Below are 22,931 nucleotides of genomic sequence, written 5' to 3' on the forward strand. Positions count from 1 at the left end.
ATGAACACTTAGAACTTTTTCAATCATATGCCGCTGTGTACAAATTACCGCTTCATACTTTCATTATAAATTTCATAAACTATGTGCTTTCGTATAAACATATCCCGGTGAAAAGCTATAAACGGTTACAGTATAGAAAGCGATATCAAGCCTGGAAACGCGTACATCTGTATTTGTATGAGAATGAGTATGAGTTTGTGATGGATGTGCGGAAAGTCTGTAAGATGTCACTGGCTAAGATTATAGCCTATTGTGTAGAGAATTATCTGTATGATTATCTTGCTGCCTTAGACAGTGAAGAAAATACCGATAACTATCGCTTTAGTGGCTATACATTTTCGTTTTATTTAGAAAATGGGATACCATGTTGTCAATTTTACTGGGGACCACCGCCAGAATTGGTGAAACTATCCACCCAATAGCAGTCAAAACTAAAGTAACTAGCCTAATAAGTAACATGAATATAATTTTACATTGCTAAAAGTATATCAGTATATTAGCTGCTGTACTTTCTCTATTGCTATATTTTTATTTCATTGTTAAGATGTGGTTAATTTGAAGGTTATGGTTAAACATCTTAACAATAGTAATAATTTTTTATAGAACTCTAAAAAAAACACTTAGTTGAAAACATCGATCAAAAATGAAATGTCGATGATAATATCACTTACGGATAATCTTAGTAAAACATTATCACACATTGACTATGCAAGAAAATAGAGCAATTAATTCTTTGAAAAATGCTTCACCAGTAATACCTGATTCCCTTTTTTATTAAATTTGACCTCATCAAAGATATTGAATGCCATCCGCAGTCCCCTACCATGAGCCAGCATATCTTCATCAACGGTATTCTGAATTTTCTGTATTATTTCACGATAGTTAAAGCCATTCCCTTCATCTTCTATTTTATACATTACCTTATTACTGTTTAATAAAAATTCAATAGTTACCTTTTTATCTTTATAGTTAGGATCTTTTTGCCTGCTTAATACAAATTCAAGATAATTTCCATCAGCTGTGGCTTTGGTTTTTTCTTCAAAGCTGATATTTAAATTTCCATGTTCAATTGCATTGATAATAATCTCACGCAATCCTAATTTTATTGCACTGGTTATCTGTTTGTTAACATATTTTGGCAAATTAAGGACCAGCCTGTTGCAAATTTCCTCAGCAGCTATTAAATAATTCCCTATTGAAAGGCGCATCTTTTCGGCTTCAACATATTTCAGCATATTTTCATCAAGTACCGACGCTGCCTTCATTAATATTTCATTGCGGTCATCAATAGTAATGTGCTCAATACGTATGTTATATTCACGCGGTTCAAGGGTTCCCCGTGATTTTAATTGTGTTTTTAGATTAATGGGCTTTCCTTCATTAAACAACATGTTAATTTTTTCTTTTATAATCTGCAAGGAAAGATCGCTTTCACCTTCAGGCAAATATAAAAGATCATACAACGACGTTGAAGATTCTTTGCCTTTTATAATAGCCAGCTGTTCATAGGCGGTTCGGTTGGCTGTGGTAATATTTAAATTTGCATCAAACGAAATAATGCAATCATTGGTGCCTTCAACAAGGAAACGGTATTTTTTTTCGGAAATACTTATAATCTTATGGGCTATCTCCAGTTCCTGTGCATACGTAATGAACATGCGGGTTACTGATGACATGAAAAATACAATCGCCAGCGTAATGCCAAGACTGAAACGCGAAAAATACACATTGGGGAAAAAATCATAAAACACATGCGTATGAACATGCAATGTATCAATTGCAGCACCAGCAAATGCACAAAAGAAGCCCAATGAAGGGAATAAAAGGTATTTATAGTTTCGTTGAACAATCATATCAGTGATAACGGCAATTATACTGTAAACAATATATATTCCCAGCAATCCATCCCTAAGTGCATAAAGGATGCCTTCCTGCCCTCTTCCGTAATCCGCTTCATAATGCATCCAGGTTGTTTTTGGTTTTGTCAGAGAAATAAAAAGATCAGGATATAGATATGCACATAATGCCACAATAACAGCATATGCCAGACCCACATATGCCAGCACCTCATTTAATTTTTGCCAACGCTTATTCAGAATAAGCAATTTATTTAATGAATAAGGAAGAGCAAAGAGATAGAAAAGCCCTGAAACCTGTTCTAAACGGTGGAAGTGAACAGATACAGAGCGATTATGCAGCCATCCGCCAAACGACAAAATCATTGTTTCACTGCCAACAAACAGCATTCCCAAAAAAGCAAAGAACGCAACAGCAAAATATAGCGAATTCTTATATCGCCAGTACATATACACATATAAAATAAATCCACCAAGAAGTATTCCAAAACAAATTGGCGGCAATAAAAACTGAACCAGGCTAACAGGCACTTCAAAACTCATACTCTTCCTTTTTTAATTATTATTTATTTCTTATTTAACTTCAAATCTCACCATCGTTACAACGTTACTCGTTGATAGGATAACATCAAAATACTTATCTGGTTCTAAATATGTTATCCTAGTCCGTCCATCATTTAATGGAACCTCTTCTTCAGGTGTCCCCATAATTTTGAGTACCTGGTCTTTGGTCATACCAATATTTATATTTCTGATCTTTCCACCTTTCCATTCCGGATAAAACAGTACCTGTCGTATCATTTCCCTGTGGAACACAAAACCAAACTGCAGGTAATCAAAGATAATGTAATCTTCTTCTTTAGTTGGGCCCCTGTCAATATGCATTTTGATTGGAACGCCATACTTACAAAAAACCTTTGAGTGACGCGCACCAAGCTGATCAATTAATTCATCTGCTGATGGTGTTTTGTCTGCAGCAATAAAAATGAAAGCTATCGCCACAACGGCCATTACGCCTAATGCACGCTTCATATGAAGCCTCCTTAAAATTTTATTATAGTAAACAACATATTCAAGTATTGTGCCATATATGATTATTAAAAGCAAGTAATAATTTTTATTTTTTTGGCGATAGTTACTGTTCAAAAATTTAAAGGTGTCAGAGCAATTCAACATGGAATCATGTCATTGCAAGGAGTCCCCTTGTAACGACGAAGCAATCCCTTATTGGATATCTTCCCAGTGACGTTTAATTACCCTCATTGTGAGCCTTCATAAAGTCATATCAAACCAAACTCACTGTTTTAACAACTATTTTGATTAACTTACTCAGTAACTATCGCACAAATTTTATTTTGTAAATTTCATAATATTAGTCTTGACTAATTATATTATGTTCAGTAATTTGTATTGTAGTATATATATAATTATAATAGATAAAATGTGATGTTGCCATGAAAATGAGACGAAGACAGGGAAACCCTTTTAATGTTAGTGATTACACCAATACCTCTGGTGATATCCCACTTTCGCCCAATATGGAAGATTATATGGAAAACATCTCAATGCTTTTAAAAGAGCATGATGTTGTCCGTGTTAAAGATATTGCTAAAAAACTCAATATAAAGATGCCCAGCGTAACCGCTGCATTGCAAAAGCTTAAGGAAAAAGGACTTGTTGATTATGAAAAATACGGGCATGTGCAACTTACTGATAAAGGCAAAGAGGTGGCCAACACCATCTATGAAAAGCATTCTTTTCTTACAGAGTTTTTTAAAGATATACTCAGCATGGATACACATGAAGCAGAACAACAGGCCTGCAAATTAGAGCATCATCTAAGCAATGACGCCAGTAACCGTATGCAGCGTTTTGTGGAATTTTATAAGCAGGAACAACTTGATGGCCAGCAATGGATTACAAGGCTTGATAGCGTACTGGAAGAAAAGCGCTTAAGTGAGCTCAAAGAAGGCGAAAAAGCAGAAATTATACGGATATTAGGGAGTGGTCCTTTAAAAAAGCGCTTGCTTGAAATGGGATTCAGAAAAGGCGAAATCATTCACGTTATAAAATATGCACCATTGAAAGATCCTATTGAAATTTCAATTAAGGATTTTTTACTTTCTATTCGTGTTGAAGAAGCACATTCTATTATTGTAAAACCATTGGGAAACCAAAACCATGACTAAAAAAAGCATAACCATTGGCCTTGTTGGCAACCCCAATTGTGGTAAAACAACACTGTTCAATGCTCTCACCGGTGCACGGCAGAAAGTTGCAAACTGGGCTGGTGTTACTGTTGAGCGCCGGGAAGGTTTTTTTCATCATAAGGGATATACCATCAAGGTTGTAGATTTACCTGGTGCATACAGCCTCACTTCATTAAGCATGGAAGAGCTAATAACGCGTAATTTTATTTTATCCGATAAGCCTGATTTCATTGTCAATGTAGTTGATGCAGGCAATTTAGAACGCAACCTATACCTAACCACCCAATTAATTGAGATTGAAGCTCCTGTTATTATTGCTCTGAACATGATTGATGAAGCATATGATAAAGGACTTACCATAAATACAGAAAAGCTAAGCCAGCTTTTTTCAATGCCTGTTGTCCCTACGGTAGGAACTAAAAATATTGGCATTGAACAACTTAAAGATACCATTGTCGATAGTTATGAAAAACAATCGACACACCGTAAAATTGTAATCCCCTATGGTAATGACATAGAACAGGCAGTTCACTCATTACAGATAATTATTGAAAAAAATCCTGTTGATTATCCATCCCGCTGGTTAGCTATAAGCCTGATAGAAGGTGATATTGACGCTGAAAAGAAAATCAGCCATTTGCCCGTTGCTGATGAGATAATCAAAACAACTGTATCTATCCGCAATAAGCTTATTGCAACTTTTAATGACGATATTGAGACAGTATTATCTGACATGCGATATGGATTCATAAGCGGAGCCCTGAAAGAAGCAGTCCGCAAAAAGCCCGTTAAACGGTATGACATAACACAAAAAATAGATTCCATCGTACTAAATAGATACATTGGCTTCCCATTACTCTTTGTCATACTCTTCATTTTATTTCATCTCACATTTATTTTAGGTGAATACCCCAAACAGCTCATTGAATCAGGTGTGCAATGGATGAGCAATCTTTTTGCAAGTATTATCCCGGGCGGACAACTACAAAATCTTATTGTCCAGGGAATTATTGGTGGCGTTGGTAGTGTTATAGTATTTTTGCCAAATATATTAATTTTATTCCTGGGTATAAGCTTCATGGAAGACACCGGATACATGGCACGCTCTGCATTCCTTATGGATAAAATCATGCACAGCTTGGGATTACACGGAAAATCTTTTATTCCGCTGGTGATGGGTTTTGGATGTAATGTGCCTGCAATTATGGCAACAAGAACGCTAGAAAATAAAAGAGACCGAATACTAACAGTGCTTATTAATCCATTTATGAGCTGTTCAGCCAGGCTCCCCGTGTATATTCTTTTTGCTGGGACCTTTTTCCCCCAACATGCCGGTATCATAATTCTTTTTATATATGCATTAGGTATTTTGCTGGCATTCATTTCGGCAAAACTATTTAACAATACAATTCTTAAAGGTAAATCCATGCCATTTGTTATGGAGCTTCCACCATACCGTATGCCTACGGCAAAAACCATACTTATTCACATGTGGGATAGGGCTTCCAGTTATCTCAGAAAGATGGGGGGAATCATTTTAGCGTTTTCAATTATTATATGGGTTTTGAGTGAATATCCAAAACCCTATCATATAGAACAGGAATTTAACAACCGCATTCAAATGAATAAACAGGAATTTACATCATCCATATCATCATTGCAAAAACAGCATGCAGATCCACAGGTTATTCAAGAATTGAATCAAAAGTATTCTGCCATTCTTGAAGATTTAGAAATTCAAAAGCGACAGGAAATGATAAAATATACTTTCATTGGTAAAACAGGTTTAGCAATATATCCCTTATTACAACCTTTAGGATTTAACTGGCAGATGGGTGTTTCTCTTACTACTGGTTTTGTAGCAAAAGAGGTAGTAGTAAGCACCATGGGCGTTTTATATCATGCAACTGATGATGAAAGCAATCAAAATCTTTCACAAAAACTCATAAATCCCCGATATGGTATATCAGCAGCAAGTGCCCTTGCCTTCATGGTATTTGTTATGATATACATTCCCTGCCTTGCAACAGTTATTGCCATTGCCCGTGAAATTGGCACAAGATGGGCAGTTTTTTCAATTGTCTATCAGGTTTTTGTAGCATGGTTGGTGAGTTTTGCTGTTTATCATGCAGCACGGTTAATCATTTAATCGTTGCCCTTATCTGAATTTAAATGTTTTTTTGACTTAATCCTTCCTTAAGAAAATTATACATATACAACCCTTAAAGCTGTATATACAGTGATTTTGCCTGGCATTCTTTACACACCTTTATTAATATAACATGTATAATTTTCCATTTTCTTTTAGCTTTGACCTCCCAATTTCTCTATGTATTCAATATCTTATGACATTCATGTTATTTCATGAATGGATTAATTCAATTCCACCAACAACTATATAGAATATTCCTTTCTCATTAAAATCTTTAAATATCTGTAAGCAATTCAGCATACTAAATTACCTTTATCATTCTTAAAAAATCCTTCACCTGTTTTTCATATTCTTTTCTGTTTACTACAATTGATTTTGAATGCGTTGCTCCCGGACAAATCCATATCCTTTTTATCCCAGTATACGTGTTATACAAACGTTGTGCATGTTCAACAGGAATATCAGTATCATCACCTCCATGAATAAAAAATATTGGTGATTTACTATTGTTGATTATCGTCACTGGTGATATTTCGGAAAAAAACATTGCACCCCGTAACCTACTTATTATGCTTGCTGAATACAATAACGGAAATGCTGGCAAACTAAAATCTTTTTTAAGACGATACGCCAGGAGTTCACTTAAATCAGCCATGGCTCCATCAACAATGAAAAAGCTGCATCTTTCATCAATGGCAGCATATAATAAGCAAATTGCCGATCCCATTGACTCGCCATGTATGCCAATAATGCTATTTTCACCAGTTTTCTTGCTAACCCAATCAACACACGCCTTTACATCATATTTTTCATATTTACCAAATGTTGTATTGGGACCACCACTTTTACCATGGAATCTACTATCAAATAACAATGCATTAAACCCCAACGAACGGAATATTTCAAGATACTTGACATCGCCCATTAAGGTATAGGTATGACCATGAATAAATATAATCGTTTTGTTGCTACCTTTTGGTATGTACATTACAAGCAGTTTATATCCATTAGGCGAATCAATAAAGAATTCCTCTTTGGGGAGATTGGCATAATAGTGTTCCGTAAATCTTTTAAATTTCAATTCATTACGATATGTCTCTTCATAATCCCACACTTTAGGTGTAATAACCATACTTGAAAAATAATACCCAGCAGCAAAAAGAACTGAAAGTATAACAATGACTATACTAATCAGCCATACAATCCTTTTTTTCATATACTATCTCCTAAACTGTTTTGATAAAACGCGATAGTAAATTTGGAACATTTGCTTTTGTACCATGCAGTTTTGCTAAAAATAACAACTTAACTGATTTCAAAGGTGATAAATTTACTAACCGCAACGGATTTACCTTCATTAATTTAAACATAGCAGCAGCCGAAGCAGCCAGGTCATTACATTGTCCACTGACATATACATTACGCTTACCCAATTGTTGTGCCAGTATGTCATACGTTTCTTCAATAGCACAATGTCCTGCAATCAGTACTGGCTTACGAATGTTTTTAATCAATTGTTTATCATGACCTTTGCCAATAATAAGACTCCAGCCACCCTTCCCATTATAATCGTGATATAACACCTGTAATAGTGTTAATGGATTATTGCGACACCCTTCCTTGCAGCATAACTCTTTTCCCATAATAATGTCAACATCAGGGGGAAAGCTTTCATATAGGTCAGTGGGATAGTGTTTTTTATATTCTTTAATACTGCCATCTATCCTGATATCCATAATAGATTTAACTCCTTTTGCAAAACCCTTCTTTAATGCTATGTGAAGATGCGGCACATCTTTAACATCCAGCCCAAAAATACGGGCCGCAACAATATCTGTAGCCACAACATTATCTCCACCTATTAACACTTTGAATGGTATAACACAGGTATCGGCCAATTTGGTTACGGGATAGTGACCGTAGATAGTACCTTCGATCCCTTCAATAAGAGTCAAATCAGGCTGTACATAACCAAGGATATCCACAAGTTTATAATGAAGATTATAGTTATGATCGTATCTTCTGTCATTATGCCGGGGGAAAGCCCATTGATTCTTTACTCCTAACGTTACGATAGCCATAGAGTGTGTCTTAAGTTTTGGTACATTTATATATAGATTTTCATTTTTGCCGTGAATAAGTTTATCTACAACTGTTATTGGCATTTCAAATTTAGTCAGGTCATAGCCCTCATGATTATACTGTGATGAAGATTTCCCCTTAAATTCAAAAAGCACTGTTTTATCTTCATCCAGATAGATAGGCCTGGCACCTGTTTTACGGCATATATCTGCATACCCTGTTATTTCAAAAACAAGCCGGGTAAAATTACACTGCGTTGAGTTTTCCATTATAAAGACATTACGCGCACCAGCTTCAAACCAGTAGCGCACAACTGCATCAATTACTTCAGGCCTGGTGAAACAATATGGTTTACCATCAATTCCGTTTGGTTTAATATACACATCTTTACTGCTTTTAAGAAGTGATTTGCCACCAGCTTTATCAAAAATCTCTTTTACTGCAGCCTGTATTTCCTGACGTAGATCATGATTCAGCGGCTTGTAAACAGTAAAGCTTTCATTTTGATGAGGTGCGTTTAGTTTACGGACATACACTGTTGGCATGGCTTTGGACTCCATACATAAATTTTAATTTCAAAATCAGCAATAATCCCTTAAAAAATTTAATAATGAATATAGTGTACACCCCGCCGCCTTCGGCGGCGAGGTGTACACTATTTTAATATTTTATTCAAATTTCCATATTTAGGAATAATTAGTGTTTCAAAATCATTATTCTACATACATTACTCTAAAGATTTTCATGTTTTATGATTATTTCATTTTAATTATTTGTTGCTCAAACGTCAATGTATAAATTAATATTACTTGAAAATAAAATAATGTTTATAAGAAAAAGATGATAACTAAAAAGAATTTTTATTGGGCACTTCTAAAAACCACTTTCATCATTACAGATGCAATAAAAAGAAAGCGGTTTGATCCTTTAGATTGTGCCCACAAGGGAACATCCAAAAAAAACATTTTTTAGAATTTCCCTTATTTTTAAAAATAGATTTATCAAAAAGTATCCTTTACAAAAGTCCATTTATTAAACCAGTATCTAAAAAAATTATAAAGAGCTAAAATCCTGATAGTATTACTTATACATGTGCTGCTCTGTTATCCCAAGTCCAATTTCTTCACCAATTCTGTGATTTTTAGATCCGATGTATTCAGAGAGAAGCAATCTCGCCGTTTTACAAATTTTCATGACAAGCCATAACAGAGTCGTCTCGATACATTTCTGGGTTTGCTTGGAACACTTGACGACCGTATTGTGAATATCGGTCGCCGAGTGCACACAAAGCATGTGTATCAAGGTGACCGCAGTACATCGAATCATGTCATTGCAAGGTGTCACAATAACGCCTTAAAAGATGAAGCAATCTAATGTTATCTACCTTAGAATGCTTTGCTTCGCTCGCAGTGACAGGAATAAAGTCAGGAAGAAAAATCCTAACAACTATCGCCATAAAACTATTATACTTAAATAATTAATACATTGACAGTTTAATTTTTTTGCTGCATAATGAGTGAAACCAAACAAATGTGTGATAACGCCATGCATGTAAACATTTATACATTAGAAGAAATATACAAAACGTATGAAAACCTTGAAGACCATATTTCAACCAGGCAAATAATACGGCGTTTTTCTGAAAACAAAAATGATATTCGTATGCTCACGCTGGATGAGTGTAACCTGAAACACTGCAAAAATATTCTTGATTTAGGATGCGGGTATGGCTTTTTTACAGAAGCGCTGAGCAACAGAATTTCACCCCAGGCACATGTAACTGGCATTGATGTCATTGGTGGTGAAAACAAAAAGATGTTTCTTTCAACCTGTGCACAAAGTGGCTATATGGCAACATTTATTGAAGACACCGCAAACATCATAACATCATTCCCTGATGAATCCTATGATTGTGTTATTGCAAGCTACTCACTGTATTTCTTCCCCCACCTTATTGAACATATCGCCCGAATATTGAAAAATAATGGCATTTTTATTGCTCTTACACACAGCGAACATACACTTGAACAAATCACAACGCTATTTATGGAAAGTATCCAGCATATTTTACAAATGGGCGATAGTTCTTTACATATAATCAAACTATTTCAAGCATTCTCAGCTGAAAATGGATTTGGAAAATTGCAACTGTACTTTGATTATATCACCTATATTCGATATCCAAATAATCTCATTTTTAAACCACACGATATTGACCACTGTATACGGTACATTCAGAAAAAACAGTATCTCTTTTTTAAAGATATTGCTTCACTGCAAGCAGATGAATATAATGCTCTCATAGATGACTTCTATAATCGTCTGCGATGGTACGCAACTTCATATAATCAGTTTGTAGTTAATAAAGACGATGCCATATTCATTGCCCGCAAGCTCAAGAATAAGGATGCAGCATCATGAAGAAAAAGCGTATTTTTTGCAGTTATTGTGGCGCACCCATAACGGTGAAATTTATTGATGAAAAATACCGCGACCATTGCGACAACTGCAATACTACATTCTATGAAAATCCACTTCCTGTTGCATCATGTATTGTCATAAACGATAATCGCGAAGTATTGCTGGTTCAGCGGAAGCATGATCCATACAAAAATATGTGGTGTCTTCCCATTGGATTTGCTGAAACAGGAGAATCAATTGAACAGGCAGCATTGCGTGAATTAAAAGAAGAAGCAGGTGTAACAGGTGAAATAGTACGCATCATAGATGTGGATACTGTTGCAAATTACTTTTATGGCGATTTAGCAATTATCACATTTGAAGTAAAACAACTATCGCCAAACATAAAAGCTGGTGATGATGCACTGGATGCAAAGTTTTTCCCGCTTACCAATTACCCGCCACTTGCATGGGAATCAAATGAAAAAGCACTACAGAAATTCATAGAAATGTATAAAGATGCATGGGCAATGATTGATTCATTGAAAGTCATTCAGCCTGGTATCACAACACATCACGATATACCAAAAGAAAAATCCAAACAGTATCAACTCATTGCTTCTATTATTGCCAGCCTTATAGAATCAGACATTGAATTATTCAATTCACAGTGGGATAGCGAAATTCCAAAATATGATTCCAGCGATTATGCACTCCTGTTATCCTTACACCAGAAAGCATTGCAGACCATAAAATTATGGTTAACTGGTAACAGAGTATGGAAAAACTTCAGGGAATTCAGCGTTTTAGGAATGCAATTAAAAAAAGAAGATGTATCGTTACGAGACATCTTAAGTGCAATAGCCATAAGCAGAAAGTCAATATGGGTGCAGGTAATTGAAAAAAATATTCTGCATTCACCACTTGAAATCTACACAGCACTGGAAATCAATAACCGAATAATACTGTTTTATGATAAGATTACATATTTTATAATGAAAGGATACGAACACTCAATATAAAAAAGGGGCACTTTTATATGCCCCTTTTTATTTATGCTGATTGTTTGCGCTTCTTTTCTTTTATTTTTGCAAGCACCTTTTCCTGCATTTCACGTGGTAGAGGAACATACTTATCAAATTCCATGGCATAGTTTGCCCTTCCACTTGAAAGGCTTCGCAATGTTGTAGCATACCCAAACATTTCCATAAGTGGCACAAAACCATTAACCTTCTGTGCTCCCTTTCTAAAACGCCGCATAGCCTCAATTTTACCACGCCTTTTATTTAAATCGCCAATAACATCGCCAATATATTCATCAGGAGTATTAACTTCTATCTTCATCTGTGGTTCAAGTAAAATTGGTTTTGCTTTCATAAATGCATCTTTAAAACATATGGATGCACAGGTTCTGAATGCCATATCTGATGAGTCAACCGGATGGAAACTGCCATCAAGAAGAACGACTTTAACATCCACAACAGGGAATCCAGCTAATATACCTTCTTCCATTGCAGCATGTATCCCCTTCTGTATTGAAGGTATGTATTCATTAGGTATAGCCCCACCTTTAATATGATCCACAAACTCAAATCCCCTGGCAGGATTTGGTTCAATTCGGATAACACAATGTGCATACTGCCCCTTACCACCTGTCTGTTTAACAAATTTGGTTTCCTGCTGGGCTTCAGTGGTTATGGTTTCTCTAAATGCTACAGACGGTTCACCCACCTGTACATTCAGGCCAAACTCTTCTTTTAACCTGTCCACCATAATTTCCAGGTGAAGTTCACCCATACCTGAAATTATGGTTTCGCCTGTTTCTTCATCAACTCGCACATTGAATGACGGGTCTTCTGATGCAAGTTTGTGCAGCGCAATACCCAATTTTTCTTCTTCTTTTTTTGATGTAGGCATTATCTGCAAATCAATGACTGAAGGCGGCACAAAGATGGATTCAAGCAACAACGGATGATTGGGATCACATAATGTATCGCCTGTTTTGGTATATTTCATCCCAATTAATGCCACTATATCACCAGGGCCTGCTTCTGAAATTTCTTCCCTGTCTTTGGCACGGATTCGCATAATTCGGCCTATACGTTCATATTTACCTTTTGTTGAGTTAAATACCTGCATACCGCTTTCAAGTTTGCCTGAATATATGCGTATAAATGTCTGCTGACCTACGTATAGATCATTAATTAATTTAAATGCTAACGCAGCAAATGGTTCATTTGCTGAAGGATGTCGTGTATGGGTTTTTTCCGGGTCATTGAGGTCAGTACCCACAACAGCACCAATATCAACCGGTGAAGGCAAATAATCAACAACTGCATCCAGTAAAAGCTGTATACCCTTATTCTTGTATGCAGCACCACATAATACCGGGGTTATTAGCATTTTTAATGTTGCTTCACGCCCGGCCTTTTTTATTAGTTCGGCAGGAACTTCCTGTTCAGCTAAGTACAGTTCCATTATCTCATCATCAAAATCAGCTAACTTTTCAATAATGTGTCTGCGAGCTTCTTTTGCCTTTTCTTTGTAATCGTCAGGTATTTCTACAACAAGCCTTTCATTTTCTTTAAACACTATTGCCTTTTGTTCAACAAGGTCAATACAACCTTCAAAGTTATCTTCAGCACCAATGGGAATCTGGAATGGCACCGGGTTTGCATCTAAATATTTATCCATCTGCGAAACAACTTCATAAAAATCAGCACCAACACGGTCCATTTTATTAATAAATGCAATACGAGGTACTTTGTACCTGTCAGCCTGATTCCATACTGTTTCACTCTGAGGCTCAACACCGCCAACCGCGCAGAATACAGCAATCAATCCATCAATAACACGTAAAGACCGCTCCACTTCAACAGTGAAATCAACGTGCCCTGGGGTATCTATAATATTGATACTGTGGTTTTTCCACTGGCATGATATAGCAGCAGAGGATATGGTTATCCCCCGTTCCTGCTCCTGTTTCATGAAGTCCATTACAGCCTGGCCGTCATGAACCTCACCCAATTTTCGTGTTACTCCGGTAAAATACAAAATACGCTCGGTTACAGTTGTTTTGCCTGCATCTATATGTGCAGCTATACCAATGTTTCTCAGTTTTCTAAGTGGCATAGTTTTTTACTCCTTACAATACAATAATTTCATTATCAGCAAAATGCTCAGCTGACCGCTTATTACTATAGTGGAATTGATGTACGCTTTCTTTATAATCTAAGAGGAAGAATACCACTAAATATGGTCGGTCATAGTGATAAAGATAGCAATCCTGTCAACAATTTTAAAAATTTTTTTATATTTTTAAATTAAAACTTGCAATATTTTATTGTTTTCGGTGAATTTATTAACAGTAACTATCGCCAAAAAATATTTGGGCGATAGTTACTAATAATTTTGCTTTGTTTCCCCAACAAGAGGGAATTTTGGAATGATATCCAGTACTGAATTTAATTTAACGGAGGAGATACATGGCAGGCGACAAATCTCAATCTATATTTGGCAATCAGATTTCCAAACATGCGTACAACAAATCCGTCAAGCAGAAAGAACGTTTTGCAAAACAATTTGGATATAATCCACAGGATACTTATCCACTTTTTGCTCAACCAAACCCGGTATTAAAAAAATATTTTAACCTGCATACCATTTCGCAGGAAAGGGGTGCAGAAATTGCAAAATCAAAATCAATCATTATTGGCACCATCCGCATGGGTTATGGGCATTATCGAATAGCTATGGCAGTTGCATCAGCAGCACATTCTATGGGGTTAACACCATACTGGTTTGATCTGCTGTCATTTGATACTACCGGTGCCCGAATAATAAAGCATTTAGAAAAGCTGTATTCACTGGGTTCCCGCCTTTCACAGCAATTTTATTTGTTTAATAAGTTATACTGGGAGCATCTCACCGCAATTGGGTTCAAACGCCTACCCTATAATGCAAGTGACCAGAAAATGACCGAGCTTTTTGCAAATATATATGAAAATCTTCCCCATTCGGTGCCTTTTGTTGCCACGCATGCCTGGGCATCTCAGGCTGCCATTCATGCTGGCATGAAACGTGTTGTCAATATGATACCCGACAACTGGCCTCTGGCACTGCATCTTTCCGAAGGAGCGTTGCACACCGTGCAGACTCCATCTGCCTATTATGGGTATAGAACGCTAAAAAATATGGGCAAGGGCAATGAAATCTTAAACCCTATGCCAAAGGATAGCTTGTATTATACTGGCCATTATATTGACCATGAACTGGTTGCCAATATTGAAAAAGACTGTGCCGCACGTTTAAACAGAATGAAAGCAAAAAAACCGCGACGATTTTTGTTAAGCATTGGTGGTGCTGGTGCACAACAAAAGCTGTGTATGGATATAATTCAGCATTGCATACCGCTACTGGAAAATGAAAAACTTACATTGATTATAAATACCGGTGACCATAAAAACATTTTTGATATGATAATTAATACACCACTGAACCCAAAAATTCAGTGTAAGACATATACTCAGTGGGCTGATACAGAAAAATTGGTAAGTTCCCTCAGCACAAAGGATATTCCTGGACTTCATGTGGTATATAATGAAAATATTTTTTCCGCAGTGTATGCCACAAATCTTTTAATGCGAGTGTCTGACTGCCTTATTACCAAGCCCAGTGAACTTGCATATTACCCAATACCAAAGCTTTTTGTTGCAAGGGTTGGTGGTCATGAAATGTGGGGTGCAATACGTGGTGCTGAAGTTGGCGACAGTACAGTGGAATGTGAAACTACTGAACACACATTACAGGCACTGGATTTATTAGTATATGATGATGACCTGCTTTCTATGTACTGTAATAATATAATAAAAGCTAAAAGTATAGGTGTGTATAATGGTGCCTATGAGGTGATTAAATTGGCTTTAGGGAGATAAAATATATTTTAAATATGTCTTGTATGCATCAACGTGTTCGGCCGTTTAATGATTCTATAAACTCTCTTTCTTTATGTTAAAGGGTGGTTTTTTTATATCATCACAATAGGGGTTGAATGGCTATTACTTCAACCCCTACTTGCGAATCAATTAATATTCTCCTTCTTCAACCTTTACTGGTAGTGGAGGTTGAGATTCAACAGGTAAAAACCTCTAGTCAGTGGAATAATCACCAGCACTATGATAGTTTGGACAATAAGTTTCACAGGTATGGTTACTTCTGGAACATTAGCACACAATAGTGTTAAGAGAAAAGGCGTAAAGAATAATGATAAAACTGTTGAAAACGAAATTAGTGAAATTGATAACGCTAAATCACCTTTAGCATAATATGTCATCAGATTTGAAGTAACTCCGCCTGGGCTAACAGTTATTAAAACAATACCAACATAAATATAGGGGAATGCTTCAAAAAAGCCTAATGCCTTTCCAATAGCTGCTGCAATAAATGGCATAACAGCCCATTGTAAAATTGCACCAGTTATAATCCCTTTTGGTTTTGTAAATACAATTTTAAAATCATTGAGTGTAAGTGTTAAACCCATACCCAACATAACAAAAAATAGCATCAACACTATTGATGTTTTAAAAATTTTATCCAGAGGCAATTGTTGAGGCGCTTCTTGAAAACGAGCAAAATTATAATATTCATCATTTATTGATAGTTGTGATTTAAGCAATTTGAAATTCATTTTATATTCTAACATTTTTTCAAGTTCTTCGTATGCAGTTTTCAAATCATGCTTAAGTATTTCATTTTTTTCAGGAATTGATAATATATAAATTTCACCAGTTATGTTTCTGATAAAAAAAGCTTTGTCTCGTCATCATTACCTTTAATTATATCAGTCTTTAAAACTCTTAAACGTCCATGGCATTATAATTCTTTAGCCTTAGTCCAATCAATCTTTCTACCAGCTTGATTCAATTTTTTAATTTGATGCACATCTTGCTGAGATTTGGTTATACGTGAAAGTTTTTTATATACATCTTCATAAGCAAACACATCCTGAACAATAACTAAGGAAGAAACTTTAGCACTGCTGATATAGCAATAAACATAATACAAAAATAAGATAAAAACTTCATCCAAACCCCTATTAAATTATTTTTAATGCAGATTGGAAGCGTTATAAGAATGTTACACAAATTAAATCCAAAACTACACTTATATTGTATTACAATCATATAATATACATTATATTTTGTCAATTAATATTATTACTACTTTTTCCCATCTTTGTTAAATATTTGGATTATACTTTGCTTCTATCTTGATACAACATTGTATCAAAATCTCTGCGACAAGATGTTAGGAATTTATAAGCAAACGTCTTTTGTCAAACGCCAACAGTTTTATCTTGAAAAAAACTTTGAGGATGGTATTAGATGATAATAGCTATAGTTTATTGAGTTGAATTTTAATATAAAGAAAACCTCTGCTGTGGCTTGCAGAGGTTTTCTTTTGTTTAAATTTAATATAAGCAAGATTTACATGCCTGGAATGCTTGTAAACACTCCGCGTGGATCAACTTCATTGCGTAATATTTCAAGTATTTCCTTAGATGGAACTTCAGTTACAGGAATTTCTCCTTCAGGTTTCAGCAGTTCAAATCCACAAGCTAACTGGCACAGATCAAATGATACCCCCGGATGCAGTGATTTGACTCTCATACGCTTTGTTTCAGGTTCAAAATCAAACACTGCAGCCTGAGATATGACGCATACAGGTCCGTTGCCCAATAACCCGGCTTTCTTTCTGCTATCCCCACCATCCAAAAATCCTGGTGAAGTAATAAAATCAACTTTAGGAACAAATTTTTGTGGTGACTGCAATCCAACAAGAATCATACTTTCAGCCAGTGAGGAAAGGTCATTATTGCCACCAGAACCGGTTAAGCGGTGATCAGGTTTCAAGAAATCTTTACCAATCATGTGGGTATTTACATTGCCATACATGTCAATCTGTGCAAATCCCAAAAAGGCTTTATCAACATAGCCATTGTATAACTGGCCAAATGAATACGCCATTTCCATGATTAATGGCGACTTGCGCCATGTTGCAGGGCCACCTACTGACCATGGGAGTGCTCCTTCCATTGGGTCCTGTGCACCTGATTCATACACCAGTACAATATTTGGTGCATGGGTCTTGCGTGCCAGTATGCCGGCAATCATTGGCAACCCTGTCCCAATATAAACTACTTCATGATCTTTTATCTGCTTTGATAAAATATATGCAAGCATTTCTAATGGATTCATTGGTTTATCAGATCTATTTCCCATAAGTCCTCCTTAATTTTTCAATAATTTTAAAAAATAAATTTTAATAGAATCTCATTTTGCTCATATCTTCAGGCCATTCACCACTGGTGTATTCTTCATAATCAAAATCAACACCGATGTCTTCATTATCATACTCTTCAGCTTTGGTTAATCGGCGTGATTCAGCAATCCATTTTGCACCACCCAACTTTTCTATAAATTCATACTGATCCTTTACACCATAAACCCAGTATTCAAGGAAGTGCTGGAAGTTTTCATCTGACTTCATTGCATACCTGAAAGCCATTTCCCACCACTGACGTGACCAGTAATAGCAGCCAGGCATTTGACCGGGCACTGCACCAAAAGGCAACTCAACCACTGCATCTACATACATTGCTGGAATATATACACCCTTGTTGTTGTATCGTATATCACTTTCAGGAACTATCTCTTCTGCGGTAATAATTAGTTTACGGGTTGCTGCAGCCATTGCTATGTCATTTATTGCTGGCCCAAAGAAACGCGCATTTCCTTTTTTATCAGCAGCATGAACATGAATAATGGATACATCAGGATATATTGCTGGAATAAATACCACGGGATCAGAATCACTTCTTATTGGATTCTGCATAACCTTAACATACGGATTATATTTCAGCATATCAGAACCTAAAAGTTGCTTGGAGAATACCCCTGGCAAACCCAATTGTGCTGCTTTAAATCCCTGCGCCATTGTTCCATGACTCCACTCAGAAAGTATAGTTACTTTGCCAGCTTTGAGTTGACGGGCATAGTTGCGGTCAATACCTCGCATTTCAGCACCCAGATAAGAATTGTGCGAATAACGGCAACAGCCTGCATTAATCATGTATGAGTGATTGGTATTTGGTGAACTACAAAACTGCAGGTTCTTCTTCTGTTGTCGTATAACTTCAAAATATGATTGAATAGAAGTGCGAACATAACAAAAGCCGCCATCAGTCATGATATCACCATCATGGACGTATTCAGCAACAGCTTCCTTTAAAGACATTCTTTTATCTTTGCGCGATCTGTCCTTATTCAAATGGAACCTTCGCGCATCCTCAAAATCTACCAACCTCTCAAGAATTGAGGTATCAGTGATTTTGAGATTTTTAAGTGCTTCTTCATTAAAGCTGAATTTTCCCATTTACATCCTCCTGCGTTATTAATTATTTCAAAAAAGCTTTAAAAACATTAATAATTATAACATACAATTTTATATATTACAAAAATTATATTCAATTACCAACTGTTTGGTATTAAATATAATTTATAATATATTAATTTGTACTTATTATTTTATATATAAATTTGTCAATATTTTTGTGTATAAAATATTAGCATATAATTGTAATATGTATGTCATAAAAATTTGTATAACATTATAAGAATGTGTTGTTTTATCTTAGTCTATAATATGATATATTGCGTTATTTATATACAATGTACACATTATATTTTATATACATGTTTATATTTCTACTCTTTGACTCTTTCACGACGGGATAGTATTGCATCGGGGTCAATTTCGCCAACATGTTCAAATATATAATCTGGTTGATAAGGGAATCTATCAACCATTGCCAATGTTGTTACACCAGAAAGAACAAGAATACATGTCATTCCAGCTTCAGAGCCTCCTAAAATATCAGTATCCATCCTATCTCCAATCATAAAACAATTTGCCGAGTGAACATTCAGCTTTTTACGTGCCCAATACATCATTGCAGGATTGGGTTTCCCTAAAAAATAAGGCCTTACACCAGTAACTCTTTCAATTGGTGCTACCAGCGCACCACAGGCAGGTACCGGACCACGTTGTGTTGGGCCGGTTAAATCAGGGTTAGTAGCAATAAACCGTGCTCCTTCCTGTATAAGGTACGTGGCTTCTATAATACGGGCATAGTCATATTCTTCAGTTTCGCCAATGATTACGTAATCAGGGTTTTTATACGTAATAACAATACCATTCTTTTCCAGTTCCTGAATCAACCCTTTTCCTCCAATGACGTATGCAGAACAACCAGGCTTCTGATACACAAGAAAACTTGCAGTTGCCATAGCTGACGTGTAAAATCTGTCCTCATCAACATCCAGTCCCAAAGCAAAAAACCTTTCTGAAAGCTCTTTAGGTGTATAATATGAATTATTTGTTAAAAATAAAAAGGGGTAACTACCTTTCTTGAGCTTATCAATAAAATCCTTTGCACCAGTAATAAGTGAGCTTCCTCTTACAATTACACCATCGATATCAATTAAAAACGATTTTTGATATCCCCTGTCAACTTTCATACCCTATCATACCATTTTCAAAAATTGTTTTGCCAATTCTACTGGTATAGGCTTGCCTTCACCATAGTATCCCATGGATTCGTTCTTATCTCCATGGAAATCACTTCCACCGGAAATAAGCAAAGAATATTTTTTTGCAATATGTAAAAGATGTGTTACATCTTCATCACCATGCATTGCTGAATACACTTCAATCCCTGCTACACCAGCATCAAAAAATTCTTTGATTAATTGTTCACAGTCATCCCATGTAGAAAAACCAAGAGACACAGGATGTGCAACAATTGCAATTCCACCACTTGCTTTAATAAGCTGTAAAGCGCGGTGAAAATTTATTTTTTCTTTCTTAACGTATCCCGGTTTTCCTTTTACCATAAACCGAGTAAAAACATCACTCACTGTTGGTGCATATCCTTTTTTCACCAGCACACGAGCAACATGTGGCCTACCAGGGGAATTGCCCAGAGCTTCTTTATCAACCTCTTCATCGGTAACATCGATGCCATGTAGCTGCAAATCTTTTATAATTTTATATATCCTTTGTTTTCGCAACATTTGCAGATGCTCTAACTCATACCGTAAATCAGCATTGGTATAATCAATTCCCATACCCACCAGATGAAATGAACCATGATGAAAATCTATACTGAACTCTATGCCAGGTATGAGCGTAAATGATTTTTGTTTTGCATAATCAAGAGCCTCAGCTAACCCATCAATAGAATCGTGGTCAGTAATAGCAAGCACGCTGACATTATGTGCAATTGCATAATCAATAATACCTGTTGGTGAATAGATCCCATCGGATGCTGTTGTGTGACAATGTAGATCAATTAGCTCCATAACAATTTAACCTGCTTAAATATTTTTTACAATAGCACATGTGCTGAAAAAAAACAACCTGATAATTTTTTAAACATTTTTTACATATAATCACTACATGGCGAAGGACGGACAAGCATTAATAATTTTTTTAACGATAGCGCATTATAAACTGCATAAGCATTGAAATCGTTATCAAAATAACAGTATGTTAATTTATTCCACTTTAAAATCTTTTCTGCCCAATTATGCAACTCATTATCTGAATAATTTGATGCATACAATTGTGTTGAACCATGCAATCGTATGTACACAAAATCAGCAGTTACTTCTTCATAGTATGGATATCTTCCAGCAGTATCTGATATACACCATGCCACATTATAATGATGCAATAATGAAAAGGAACTATCGCACATCCATGAATTATGCCGTGCTTCTATGGCATAGCGATAGTTACCGGGTAATACTGACAGAAAATCAGAAACCAGTGAAGCATCAAATTTTAGTGATGGCGGCAATTGAATAAGAATGACTCCTAACTTTTCATGTAATAATGATGCAGAAGCAACACACGTTGTTACATCAGCATTAACATCAATAAGTCGTTTAATATGTGTTATATATTTTGACAACTTCACACTGAAACAAAATCCATGTGGAACCTTATTATACCAGTTTACATACGCAGAATCTTTAAATTGTCTGTAGAATGTTGCATTAATCTCCACGGTATTAAAGACTGTAGCATAATACTGAAGCCACTTTGACTTTGCAACTGCTACTGGATAGAAAACACCGCGCCAGTGCTGATAATTCCATCCTGAACAGCCTATATAAAATTGTTCCTGTTCCATACATTATTCGATTATACAAATAAGTTGCACCATACGATACAATTATCAATTACATCTTATAGCATGAATGATGTTAAATCTTATGTATACATTATAAAATACATTGTTGGATGTATTTATTCAAGTATTTTTACATATATGCTCTGACCCCTATTTTTTTTACACCCACCCAAGTATCATGGAATACTTCTTTCGATAATATTCCTCATACTTCATGAACACAGCCACCCTCCTGGCAAAGGTTTCCCCTAACTCTAAAAAATACTCATGATGGTCTATTGGTACACCTACATCGGCATTTTCATCTAAATATGCCTGTATACTGCTGTAAGTGTATGTAGTAGGGTCAGAGCATACTCTTTTTCGTATGGGATTATGCGCTAAATACCACAACAACCACAATAAATAGTGAAATCCATCTTTTGCAAACTGTATAATGCTATCCTTATACCGCTCATTCCAGAAGGGTCCGGTTCTACCGGTTACCTTATTATAAACTTCAGCAAACCGTGCCTTAATATACTGTACAATACGGGATATTGGTGCACCATCATCTACTGTGTGAATAACTAAATGTATGTGATTATCCATAATACAGAAGGCAATGAGCTTAAAGTGATACTTAGCCTTTGCTTTGTTTAGTATTTCTACAAAGCATGACTTAAAATAGTCTTCCTGCAACATAGATTTCCACTCTATGCAGCGGGAAGTGATGTGATAGGTTAACCCTGGTAGCTGTACACGCAATTTCCGTGCCATAGTATTCCTCCAAAAGATATAAATTGTTTATGTTCTATATATATAAACGCAGGAGTTTAAAAAAATTAACAGATATGTGGAAAAAATTACAATATTTTGCAAAAAAATCTAAAACAATGGGGTCCGAGCATCCTACAAAACCCCGAAGGGGTGACATTATTGTAAGGGGTCAGAGCATACTATCTTTACAACCCCATCACAACATCAAGAAACCC

The 22,931-nt window shown here is 35.8% G+C and carries 19 protein-coding genes; 6 read left to right on the forward strand and 13 right to left on the reverse strand.

Annotated features, from left to right (window positions below):
- Nucleotides 1–422: hypothetical protein (locus AB1444_11880; GenBank protein MEW6527349.1), on the forward strand; the 422-nt coding region annotated here is incomplete at its 5' end.
- A 303-nt stretch (nucleotides 423–725) separates the two neighbouring features.
- On the opposite strand, the gene AB1444_11885 is transcribed toward AB1444_11880, so the two are convergent.
- Both AB1444_11885 and bamE read right to left on the reverse strand, forming a co-directional pair.
- On the reverse strand, nucleotides 726–2,399 hold the full coding sequence (locus AB1444_11885; GenBank protein ID MEW6527350.1) for an ATP-binding protein: 1,674 nt from the start codon (nucleotides 2,397–2,399) through the stop codon (nucleotides 726–728).
- Nucleotides 2,400–2,429: 30 nt separating this feature from the next.
- Complete coding sequence (gene bamE / locus AB1444_11890) at nucleotides 2,430–2,888, reverse strand: outer membrane protein assembly factor BamE (GenBank protein MEW6527351.1); 459 nt, start codon at nucleotides 2,886–2,888, stop codon at nucleotides 2,430–2,432.
- 422 nt (nucleotides 2,889–3,310) lie between these two features.
- On the opposite strand from bamE, the gene AB1444_11895 reads away from it, so the two are divergent.
- On the forward strand, nucleotides 3,311–4,045 hold the full coding sequence (locus AB1444_11895) for a metal-dependent transcriptional regulator (protein MEW6527352.1): 735 nt from the start codon (nucleotides 3,311–3,313) through the stop codon (nucleotides 4,043–4,045).
- Entirely contained in the window at nucleotides 4,038–6,215 is a 2,178-nt protein-coding gene (gene feoB / locus AB1444_11900; protein ID MEW6527353.1) for a ferrous iron transport protein B, read from the forward strand. Before AB1444_11895 ends, feoB begins: the two co-directional genes overlap by 8 nt.
- Nucleotides 6,216–6,519: 304 nt before the next feature.
- Here the strand turns inward: feoB and AB1444_11905 are convergent, their stop codons facing one another.
- On the reverse strand, nucleotides 6,520–7,434 hold the full coding sequence (locus tag AB1444_11905; protein MEW6527354.1) for an alpha/beta hydrolase: 915 nt from the start codon (nucleotides 7,432–7,434) through the stop codon (nucleotides 6,520–6,522).
- Nucleotides 7,435–7,444: 10 nt separating this feature from the next.
- Nucleotides 7,445–8,845: a DUF362 domain-containing protein gene (locus AB1444_11910; protein MEW6527355.1), complete on the reverse strand. Its 1,401-nt coding sequence runs from the start codon at nucleotides 8,843–8,845 to the stop codon at nucleotides 7,445–7,447.
- 1,000 nt (nucleotides 8,846–9,845) lie between these two features.
- Here AB1444_11910 and AB1444_11915 point away from each other — a divergent pair.
- Both AB1444_11915 and AB1444_11920 read left to right on the forward strand, forming a co-directional pair.
- Nucleotides 9,846–10,721, forward strand: coding sequence for a class I SAM-dependent methyltransferase (locus AB1444_11915; protein ID MEW6527356.1), 876 nt, complete (start codon nucleotides 9,846–9,848; stop codon nucleotides 10,719–10,721).
- A complete protein-coding gene (locus AB1444_11920) occupies nucleotides 10,718–11,722 on the forward strand; it encodes an NUDIX hydrolase (protein ID MEW6527357.1) in 1,005 nt (334 codons plus the stop codon). Before AB1444_11915 ends, AB1444_11920 begins: the two co-directional genes overlap by 4 nt.
- A gap of 31 nt (nucleotides 11,723–11,753) precedes the next feature.
- On the opposite strand, the gene fusA is transcribed toward AB1444_11920, so the two are convergent.
- Complete coding sequence (fusA, locus tag AB1444_11925; GenBank protein ID MEW6527358.1) at nucleotides 11,754–13,832, reverse strand: elongation factor G; 2,079 nt, start codon at nucleotides 13,830–13,832, stop codon at nucleotides 11,754–11,756.
- 353 nt (nucleotides 13,833–14,185) lie between these two features.
- Here fusA and AB1444_11930 point away from each other — a divergent pair, with 353 nt between their 5' ends.
- A complete protein-coding gene (locus AB1444_11930; protein ID MEW6527359.1) occupies nucleotides 14,186–15,634 on the forward strand; it encodes a hypothetical protein in 1,449 nt (482 codons plus the stop codon).
- Between the two features lie 173 nt (nucleotides 15,635–15,807).
- On the opposite strand, the gene AB1444_11935 is transcribed toward AB1444_11930, so the two are convergent.
- From AB1444_11935 to AB1444_11970, 8 genes are all read right to left on the reverse strand, one after another.
- Nucleotides 15,808–16,431 carry a bile acid:sodium symporter gene (locus AB1444_11935; protein ID MEW6527360.1) on the reverse strand — a complete coding sequence of 208 codons (624 nt, stop codon included), beginning with the start codon at nucleotides 16,429–16,431 and terminating at the stop codon, nucleotides 15,808–15,810.
- A gap of 140 nt (nucleotides 16,432–16,571) precedes the next feature.
- Nucleotides 16,572–16,787: a hypothetical protein gene (locus tag AB1444_11940; protein MEW6527361.1), complete on the reverse strand. Its 216-nt coding sequence runs from the start codon at nucleotides 16,785–16,787 to the stop codon at nucleotides 16,572–16,574.
- A 398-nt stretch (nucleotides 16,788–17,185) separates the two neighbouring features.
- Nucleotides 17,186–17,980 carry a CoA-transferase gene (locus AB1444_11945; GenBank protein ID MEW6527362.1) on the reverse strand — a complete coding sequence of 265 codons (795 nt, stop codon included), beginning with the start codon at nucleotides 17,978–17,980 and terminating at the stop codon, nucleotides 17,186–17,188.
- Nucleotides 17,981–18,020: 40 nt separating this feature from the next.
- Nucleotides 18,021–19,133 carry a CoA-transferase gene (locus AB1444_11950; GenBank protein ID MEW6527363.1) on the reverse strand — a complete coding sequence of 371 codons (1,113 nt, stop codon included), beginning with the start codon at nucleotides 19,131–19,133 and terminating at the stop codon, nucleotides 18,021–18,023.
- Between the two features lie 332 nt (nucleotides 19,134–19,465).
- Entirely contained in the window at nucleotides 19,466–20,278 is an 813-nt protein-coding gene (locus AB1444_11955) for an HAD-IIA family hydrolase (protein MEW6527364.1), read from the reverse strand.
- A gap of 6 nt (nucleotides 20,279–20,284) precedes the next feature.
- Nucleotides 20,285–21,121 (reverse strand): PHP domain-containing protein, encoded by an 837-nt coding sequence (locus AB1444_11960; GenBank protein MEW6527365.1) that lies wholly within the window; start codon nucleotides 21,119–21,121, stop codon nucleotides 20,285–20,287.
- Nucleotides 21,122–21,201: 80 nt separating this feature from the next.
- A complete protein-coding gene (locus tag AB1444_11965) occupies nucleotides 21,202–21,957 on the reverse strand; it encodes a DUF72 domain-containing protein (protein ID MEW6527366.1) in 756 nt (251 codons plus the stop codon).
- Nucleotides 21,958–22,116: 159 nt separating this feature from the next.
- On the reverse strand, nucleotides 22,117–22,716 hold the full coding sequence (locus AB1444_11970; protein MEW6527367.1) for a transposase: 600 nt from the start codon (nucleotides 22,714–22,716) through the stop codon (nucleotides 22,117–22,119).
- Nucleotides 22,717–22,931: the final 215 nt, after the last annotated feature.

The sequence above is a fragment of the Spirochaetota bacterium genome, assembly GCA_040756435.1.
In the GTDB taxonomy this organism is placed as follows: domain Bacteria; phylum Spirochaetota; class UBA4802; order UBA4802; family UB4802; genus UBA4802.